The sequence below is a fragment of the Xanthomonas sp. SHU 199 genome (genome assembly GCF_000364665.1).
Taxonomy (GTDB): Bacteria; Pseudomonadota; Gammaproteobacteria; order Xanthomonadales; family Xanthomonadaceae; genus Xanthomonas_A; species Xanthomonas_A sontii.
The window spans coordinates 1-6813 of sequence record NZ_AQOI01000840.1 but is presented as its reverse complement, the minus strand read 5'-3'; the positions used below and the strand labels follow the sequence as shown (position 1 = coordinate 6813).

Below are 6813 nucleotides of genomic sequence, written 5' to 3'. Positions count from 1 at the left end.
ATCGGCGGGTAGCCGCCGAGGCCGACGAAGCTGTTCGGCATCCCGTCGGTCATGCCGTTGCCGGTGTAGATGCCGCGGATCTTGAACAGCGGCGCGCGCAACGGATTTTCGATCTGCTGCACGCTGGCCACGTTGCGCAGGGCGTCGGCGACGGTGCGCACCTGTTGCGAGGCCAGCAGATGCGGAGCGACCACGTTCACCGACTGCGGCACGGCGATGGAATCGGCGGCGTAACGCAGCGCGTCGCTGGCATAGGCTGGCACGTCGCCCATGGCGTGATCGGTCAGCGCCGCGGCGTCGACCTGTTCCAGCAGCTTGGCTGGCGCGCCGGCGCGGTGCGCATCGGCGGCATCCGCAGGATCGACCGGCGCCGTGGCGGCGGGGGTGACCGCCACCGTGTTCGCATCGAGCATGCGGTACGCGAGCCCACTCGATTGCAGCAGGCGCTGCAGCGCCGCGTCCGGGGTGAACATGCCTTGCAGCCCGTCGCTGCGCATCCCGGCCAGGGTCGGGCTGGCGGTCAGCACCTGCATGTTGGCCTGCTTGCCGTACGCGATCAGCGCCGTGGACAGCGCCTGCGGCGGGATCGAAAACCCGATCTGCCGTGCGTCGGGCGCGAGTGGCACGGCGAGGGCAGGGGGGCAGGGTGCGAGCTGCAATGCCAGGCTGCCGCAGATGATCAGTCGCCTCAGCCCACGCACTGCCCGTCGCCCCCCAGCGGAAGCGCGAATTATGCCACGCGCGGCGACGTCGACGCGGGGGCGCCCGCCGCCCCTAAGCCCGGGCGGCGCGCGGTATCGCCTAACGGCGGCTCAGCACGATCTCGTCCTTGCCCTGGCGCACCCGCAGCGGGAACACCTGCGGCAAGGCCTCGATCCACTGCGCGGTCGCCTGCGTGTCGACGGTGCCGGTGAAGCTCAGTCGTGCAAGCTCCGGGTCGGCCAGGCGCAGCGGCCGGTCGCTGTAGCGGTTGACCCGCGCGATCACCGTGTCCAGTGGCGTATCGACGAACTCCAGCCGGTGATCGCGCCAGGCGGTGGCCTGCGCCACGTCGATCTGGCTGACCTGCAGCGCGGGCTTGGCCGGATCGTAGGACACGCGCTGTCCGGCCACCGCTTCCAGCCCGCCGCTGCCGTCGGCCGGCACCTGGCCGGCGCCGTAGATGCGGACCCGGCCTTCGGTGACCGCGACTTCGACGCGTTCGCCGTCGCGGCTGACGTCGAAGGCGGTGCCCACGTCCAGGATCGACACGCCGCCGGCGTCGACCACGAACGGGCGCCCGGCGTGGTGCGCCACGTCGAAGAAGGCCTCGCCGGCGATCAGGTCCACGTGGCGCTGCGCGGCGCTGAAGCGGGTGCTCAGCCGCGAGGCGCCGCCGAGCGCGATCTTGGACCCGTCCGCCAGCACGATGTTCTGGTGGCGGCTGGTCGCGCTGCTGTAGACCTGGGTGAGCGGCGGCGGGTGCAGCTGCCGCCAGGCCAGAGCGCCGCCGAGCGCCAGCACGCCCACGCAGGCCGCTACCTGCAGCGGCCGCCAGCGCGAACGCGGCGGCGCGAACCTGCGCACCACCTCGTCCCGCGTTGCCGCATCGAGCGTCGCCAGGTCGCCGCCGAGCGCATTGATGCGTTCGAACGCCTGCAGATGCCGTGGGTCGGCCTCCGTCCAGTCCAGCCAGCGCGCCACGGTGTCCTCGTTGCTGTCGGGTTCGCGCAGCAGGGCCCACCAGCGCGCGGCGTCGTCGAGGATGTGTTGGTCGATGCCGCTGTCCATTACGGGATCTCCGCTTCGTCGAAGCGTTTGCGGCAATGCGCGAGCGCGTTGGCCACATGGTAGCGGACCATCCGTTCGCTCACGTTCATCGCCTTGGCGATCATGCCGAAGTCCTTGCCTTCGATCACGTGCAGCACGAAGGCGCGGCTGGTCTTTGCGGGAAGTTCCTTCAACGCCCGGGTCAACGCGCGCAGCTGCTCGCTGGCCGTGGCGTGCCGCTCCGGAACCGGCGGGAGCGGCAGATCGTGTTCCGGCAGCTCCACTGCGGCGTTTTCGCGGACCTTGCGCATGCGCAGCCGGTCCACCGCCAGGTTCGAGGCGACATGGAACAGGTAGGCGCGCGGCGATGCCAGCGCGTCGGGACGCTCAAGCGTCACGATGCGCATGTACGCCTCCTGCGCCACGTCCTGCGCGTCCGCCATCGAGCCGAGCTTGCAGTGCAGGAACGCGAGCAGGGCGCGGTGATGTTCCTTGAACAGCGCGTCGACCTGGTGCGCAGGCGCCTGCTCCGGCGACGGCGCGCCCTCGGTGTGCTCGGCCCGGCTCACGACTGCTGATGCTCCTGGAGGGAAGCGGCCGCGGCAGTATAGCCAGGCTCACTGGCCGCCACGCGACGCAGCACCGCAAGCGGCCGGCAGCGCCGCGGCCAGCAAGCCTTCCGCATGCGTCCGCAACGCCTCGCGGCGGCGAAACGCCGCGCGGTGCTGGCTGGGTACATCGGCCGCAGTCTTGCGTGCCGGGGTCAGCGGCAGCGCGAACCAGCCATCGACGATGGGCGTACCGCCCTGCTCGATCCAGAACGCGTCGTAGTCGGACAGGAACACGTCTCGCTTGCGCTGCAGCGGATGCGCGCCATTGCAGACGGCGCGGATCGCGTGCGCGCCGAGGCGCTCGGCGAAGGTGCAGGCCAGGGACAGCATCAGTTGCTTGGGCCGCAGCCCGTGCATCTGCTTGGTCAGCGTGCGCACCACGTCGCGGGCGTCGGCACCCTTTGGGCCCTGCAGGCAACCGATCAGTACTGTCGGATGGGCGTCGTCGCCGGTCACGGTCAGCACCAGGCGATACAGTTCGCGTCCCGCCGCGTCGCTGAGCTGCAACCAGAGCTCGCCTTCGCAGCTCATCGGCGCCGGCGGCAGCAGCGACAGCGTCAGCAGGCTGCCATCGTGCAGCGGCAGCGTCCCCAGGTCCGCCTGGCCTTGCCGGTAGATGGCGTCGAACAACGCGGCCGGCAGGCGCTCGAGCATCAGGCGATAGTGCTGCCGGAGGTGACGCAGCCGCGCCTTGCTGCTCCAGCGGGTGTTCACGAAACGATGCAGGTGGCGCTCGAGCAGGCGCGGATCGCGCTCGACATAGCCACGCATCCGCGGATCGCGGCGCAGTGCGTCGAGGAACCGCCCGTGCTCGGTCGGCATGCGCAGCGAACGCAGCAGGTACTTGGCCGCCTTGATCCCGCGCTGCAGGCGGTTGCCGTGCCAGTCCGTGCGCCCCTGGAACGAGCCCAGGAACAGCGGCCACCAGCGAACCGGGGCGGCGCTGCCGCTCGGCCGGGGCGGCGTCGCCGGCCGGGCCGGGCGCGCCGACTCGAACGCTGCGGCGCTCGCGGAAACGTCCACCAGATCAGTGGGTTGCAGGAAGAATTCGGTGGTCGCTTCGGTCACGTTCGGCTCGCAGAGGGACGGTGCTCTCTGACAAGACGTTTCAAGGGGCGAAAATTGAAATGGGTCCGCACGCGCGGTGCTCGGCCGCGTCCGCGGCGTCCCGGCCTGGCCGGATCTGCGTCATGCAGGCAGCGGGCGCGCGCGATAGCCGCGACGGGCGTTCCCGTTCACGCCGGTCGCGGTGAAGCCGCTCTTGCACGCGAATGACAGATCAGTGGGCGATGCCGGATTCGGCGGCGCCACGATCCGGCGCCTTCCACCTCGGCCAGTGCACAGATTCCCTATGGGGCCCGCGAGCCGCGGTGCCCGCGGCTGCGGCGCCGCTCAGCGCCGCGCCAGCAGCACCAGCATCGCGCCGGTGCCGCCTTGCGCGGTCGGCGCTGAATGGAAGGCCAGCACGTCGTTTCGCTGGCGCAGCAGGCGGTCCACCAGGTTCTTCAGCAGCGGCACGCCGCCCGATTGCAGGCCCTTGCCGTGCACGATCCGCACGCAGCCGAACTCGTGCGCGTGCGCCTCGGCCAGGAACTGGCGCAGCAGCGTCTCGGCCTGCGCCGCAGTGGCACCGTGCAGGTCCAGTTCGTCCTGGGCCGAGAACTGCCCCTTGCGCAGGCGCTGGAACACCCGCGCCGGCAGATGCTCGCGGCGGTAGCTGGCCACGTCGCCGGCTTCCAGTGGCGTGCTCTGCCGCAGCAATTGCTGGAACTCGCCCTGCGCCTCGGCGTCGTCGCGTTCGGCCATGCGCGCGCGCGGCTTGGGGCGCGGCTTGGCATTGGCCGGCGGCGTCGCGTTGAGCGGGGCCACCTTGCCGATGGCCGCGCGGAACAGCGCGGCGGGATCTTCGTCGTCGGAATGCGCCATGCGCACAGCTTAGAGCGTGCGGCGCGGTTTGAGTTGGGCGCGGCGTTGCCGGCAGCGTCTGGCCTGCGGACCAGTGCGCTGCGGTCGCACGGCGCGACGCCGCTCCAGTGCGCGGCGCGATGGCCGTCACCGCGGTCGTCGTCGCGCTGTCAGCGACCTGGCAGGGCGCATCCGGTATCATGCCCCCGGTTTTCGAGGAGCACCATGCGCGTATTAGTGAGCAACGACGACGGCGTCGACGCCCCCGGCATCCGCATGCTGGCCGAGCAGTTGCGCGGCGCCGGCCACGAGGTGACGGTGGTCGCACCCGACCGCGACCGGTCCGGCGCCAGCAATTCGCTGACCCTGGATCTGCCGATCCGGCTCAAGCGCATCGACCACTACACCTGCAGCGTCGCCGGCACGCCCACCGACTGCGTGCATCTGGCGCTCACCGGCATGCTGGAGTTCGACCCGGACATCGTGGTCTCCGGCATCAACAATTCCGCCAATCTCGGCGACGACGTGATCTATTCCGGTACCGTCTCGGCGGCGATGGAAGGCCGCTTCCTCGGCCTGCCCGCGGTGGCGGTGTCGCTGGTCAGCCACAACCACGATCCCAGGCATTTCCAGACCGCCGCACGCGCCGCGGTGGAGATCGTGGCCCAGCTCAAGGCCGATCCGCTGCCGGCCGACACCATCCTCAACGTCAACGTGCCCGACCTGCCGTGGCAGGAGATCAAGGGCTTCGAGGTCACCCGGCTCGGCAACCGCCACCGCTCCGAACCGTGCCTGCCGCAGACCGACCCGCGCGGCGGTACCGTGTACTGGATCGGCCCGGCCGGGCGCGAGCAGGACGCCGGTCCCGGTACCGACTTCCACGCGGTACGCACCGGCTTCATCTCGATCACCCCGATCCAAGTCGATCTGACCCGCTACCAGGCGCTGGAAAAGGTCGCCAGCTGGGTCGGCGGCCTGACCGCCGCGCTGGACCGCCCGGCATGACCCCGCGGTTGCGCCTGCAGCCGGAAGCCATCGGCATCGGCATGACCTCGCAGCGCGTGCGCGACCGCCTGGTCGAGCGCCTGCGCGAGGCCGGCATCCGCGACGAGAGCGTGCTCAACGCGGTGCGCACCGTGCCGCGGCATCTGTTCATCGACGAGGCGCTGGCCTCGCGCGCCTACGAGGACACCGCGCTGCCGATCGGCCACGGCCAGACCATCTCGCAACCATGGGTGGTGGCACGCATGACCGAGACGGTGCTGGAAGCGGCGCCTAAGAGGGTGCTGGAAGTCGGTACCGGCTCCGGCTACCAGGCGGCCATCCTGGCCGCGCTGGGTCTGGAAGTGCATACCGTCGAGCGCATCGGCGATCTGCTGCGGCAGGCGCGCAAGCGTTTCCGCCAGCTCGGCATGAACGTGCGCAGCAAGCACGACGATGGCCGCATCGGCTGGCCCGAGCACGGCCCGTTCGATGCGATCGTGGTCACGGCGGCGGCACCGGCGCTGGTCGATGCGCTGATCGAACAGCTGGCCCCGGGCGGCTGCCTGGTGGCGCCGGTCGGCGGCCCGTCCGCGCAATCGCTGATCCGCCTGCGCCGCGCCGCCGACGGCCAGATCGAACAAGACGTCCTGGCGCCGGTGACCTTCGTCCCGTTGCTGTCGGGCATGCTGGATTGACCTTTCGGAGCCTCGCTGGATGAAGATTTTCGGGCCGTTGTACGAACGCGCCATCGGCTGGTCGCGGCATCGCCGCGCGCCGGCGCTGCTGACCGGGCTCAGTTTCGCCGAGGCCATCGTGTTCCCGGTGCCGCCGGAAGTCATGCTGGCGCCGATGTCGCTGGCGCAGCCGCGGCGCGCGCTGTGGTTCGCCACGCTGAGCCTGCTCGGCTCCCTGGCTGGCGCGCTGATCGGCTACCTGCTCGGCCATTTCGCCTTCGCCGCGGTGCAGCCGCTGATCGAATGGCTGGGCTGGACGCAGAAGATCGACGCCCAGGTCAGCCATCTGCGCGAGGTCATCGCCGAGTCGCCGTGGCGTGCGTTCTGGCTGCTGGTGCTGGCCGGCTTCACCCCGATCCCGCTGAAGATATTCACCTGGGCCTCAGGCATCGTCGGGGTGCCGCTGCTACCGTTCCTGGCGAGCATGCTGGTGGGGCGCGGCAAGCGCGTCTACCTGGTGGCCGGAGCGATCCGTCTCGGCGGGCCGCGTGCGGAAGCAGCGTTGCGCCGCTGGATCGAGCCGCTCGGCTGGGTCGCCTCGGCGATCCTGGCGCTGCTGGTGGTGTGGGTCATATGGAGAGCGAAGGTCGGATGAGCGTGGATCGGGTGGTGCGGAACGGCCTGCGTTGCGGCCTGGGGGTGCTGGTGGCGGTGGCGCTCGGCGCCTGCAGCAGCGCCACGGTGGTGCGCACGCCGGGCGGCGCGCCGGTGCGCGGCACCGCTGCCGCCTCGGCGCCTCGCGTGTCCGTGCCCAAGCCCGGGGTCAGCGCCACCGTTCGGCGCGGCGACACGCTGTACGCGATCGCCCGCGCCAACAACATCACCCCGCA

The 6813-nt window shown here is 70.9% G+C and carries 9 protein-coding genes; 4 read left to right on the top strand and 5 right to left on the bottom strand.

The features are described 5' to 3' along the window. The 5 genes from D183_RS25750 to D183_RS0122915 all read right to left on the bottom strand — a co-directional run. Positions 1-626: STN domain-containing protein (locus D183_RS25750; protein ID WP_039729506.1), on the bottom strand; the 626-nt coding region annotated here is incomplete at its 3' end. 175 nt (positions 627-801) lie between these two features. Beyond that, a complete protein-coding gene (locus D183_RS0122930) occupies positions 802-1770 on the bottom strand; it encodes a FecR family protein (protein WP_017911059.1) in 969 nt (322 codons plus the stop codon). Beyond that, positions 1770-2318 (bottom strand): RNA polymerase sigma factor, encoded by a 549-nt coding sequence (locus D183_RS0122925; RefSeq protein ID WP_017911058.1) that lies wholly within the window; start codon positions 2316-2318, stop codon positions 1770-1772. Before D183_RS0122925 ends, D183_RS0122930 begins: the two co-directional genes overlap by 1 nt. A gap of 48 nt (positions 2319-2366) precedes the next feature. Then, the gene (locus D183_RS0122920) at positions 2367-3428 is read right to left on the bottom strand and encodes a VirK/YbjX family protein (protein ID WP_017911057.1); all 1062 of its coding nucleotides are present in this window, start codon (positions 3426-3428) and stop codon (positions 2367-2369) included. Between the two features lie 324 nt (positions 3429-3752). Next, on the bottom strand, positions 3753-4286 hold the full coding sequence (locus D183_RS0122915) for a Smr/MutS family protein (RefSeq protein ID WP_017911056.1): 534 nt from the start codon (positions 4284-4286) through the stop codon (positions 3753-3755). Between the two features lie 204 nt (positions 4287-4490). Here D183_RS0122915 and surE point away from each other — a divergent pair, with 204 nt between their 5' ends. The 4 genes from surE to D183_RS25745 form a co-directional block, all read left to right on the top strand. After that, positions 4491-5270, top strand: a complete 780-nt coding sequence (gene surE, locus D183_RS0122910; protein ID WP_026143981.1) for a 5'/3'-nucleotidase SurE — start codon at positions 4491-4493, stop codon at positions 5268-5270. Beyond that, positions 5267-5944, top strand: coding sequence for a protein-L-isoaspartate(D-aspartate) O-methyltransferase (locus D183_RS0122905; protein WP_017914224.1), 678 nt, complete (start codon positions 5267-5269; stop codon positions 5942-5944). The genes surE and D183_RS0122905 overlap by 4 nt, the downstream gene beginning before the upstream one ends. A gap of 19 nt (positions 5945-5963) precedes the next feature. Next, positions 5964-6578 carry a YqaA family protein gene (locus D183_RS0122900; protein WP_017911053.1) on the top strand — a complete coding sequence of 205 codons (615 nt, stop codon included), beginning with the start codon at positions 5964-5966 and terminating at the stop codon, positions 6576-6578. Then, the coding region (locus tag D183_RS25745; protein WP_039729501.1) for a LysM peptidoglycan-binding domain-containing protein at positions 6575-6813 on the top strand (239 nt) is incomplete at its 3' end. The genes D183_RS0122900 and D183_RS25745, both read left to right, overlap by 4 nt.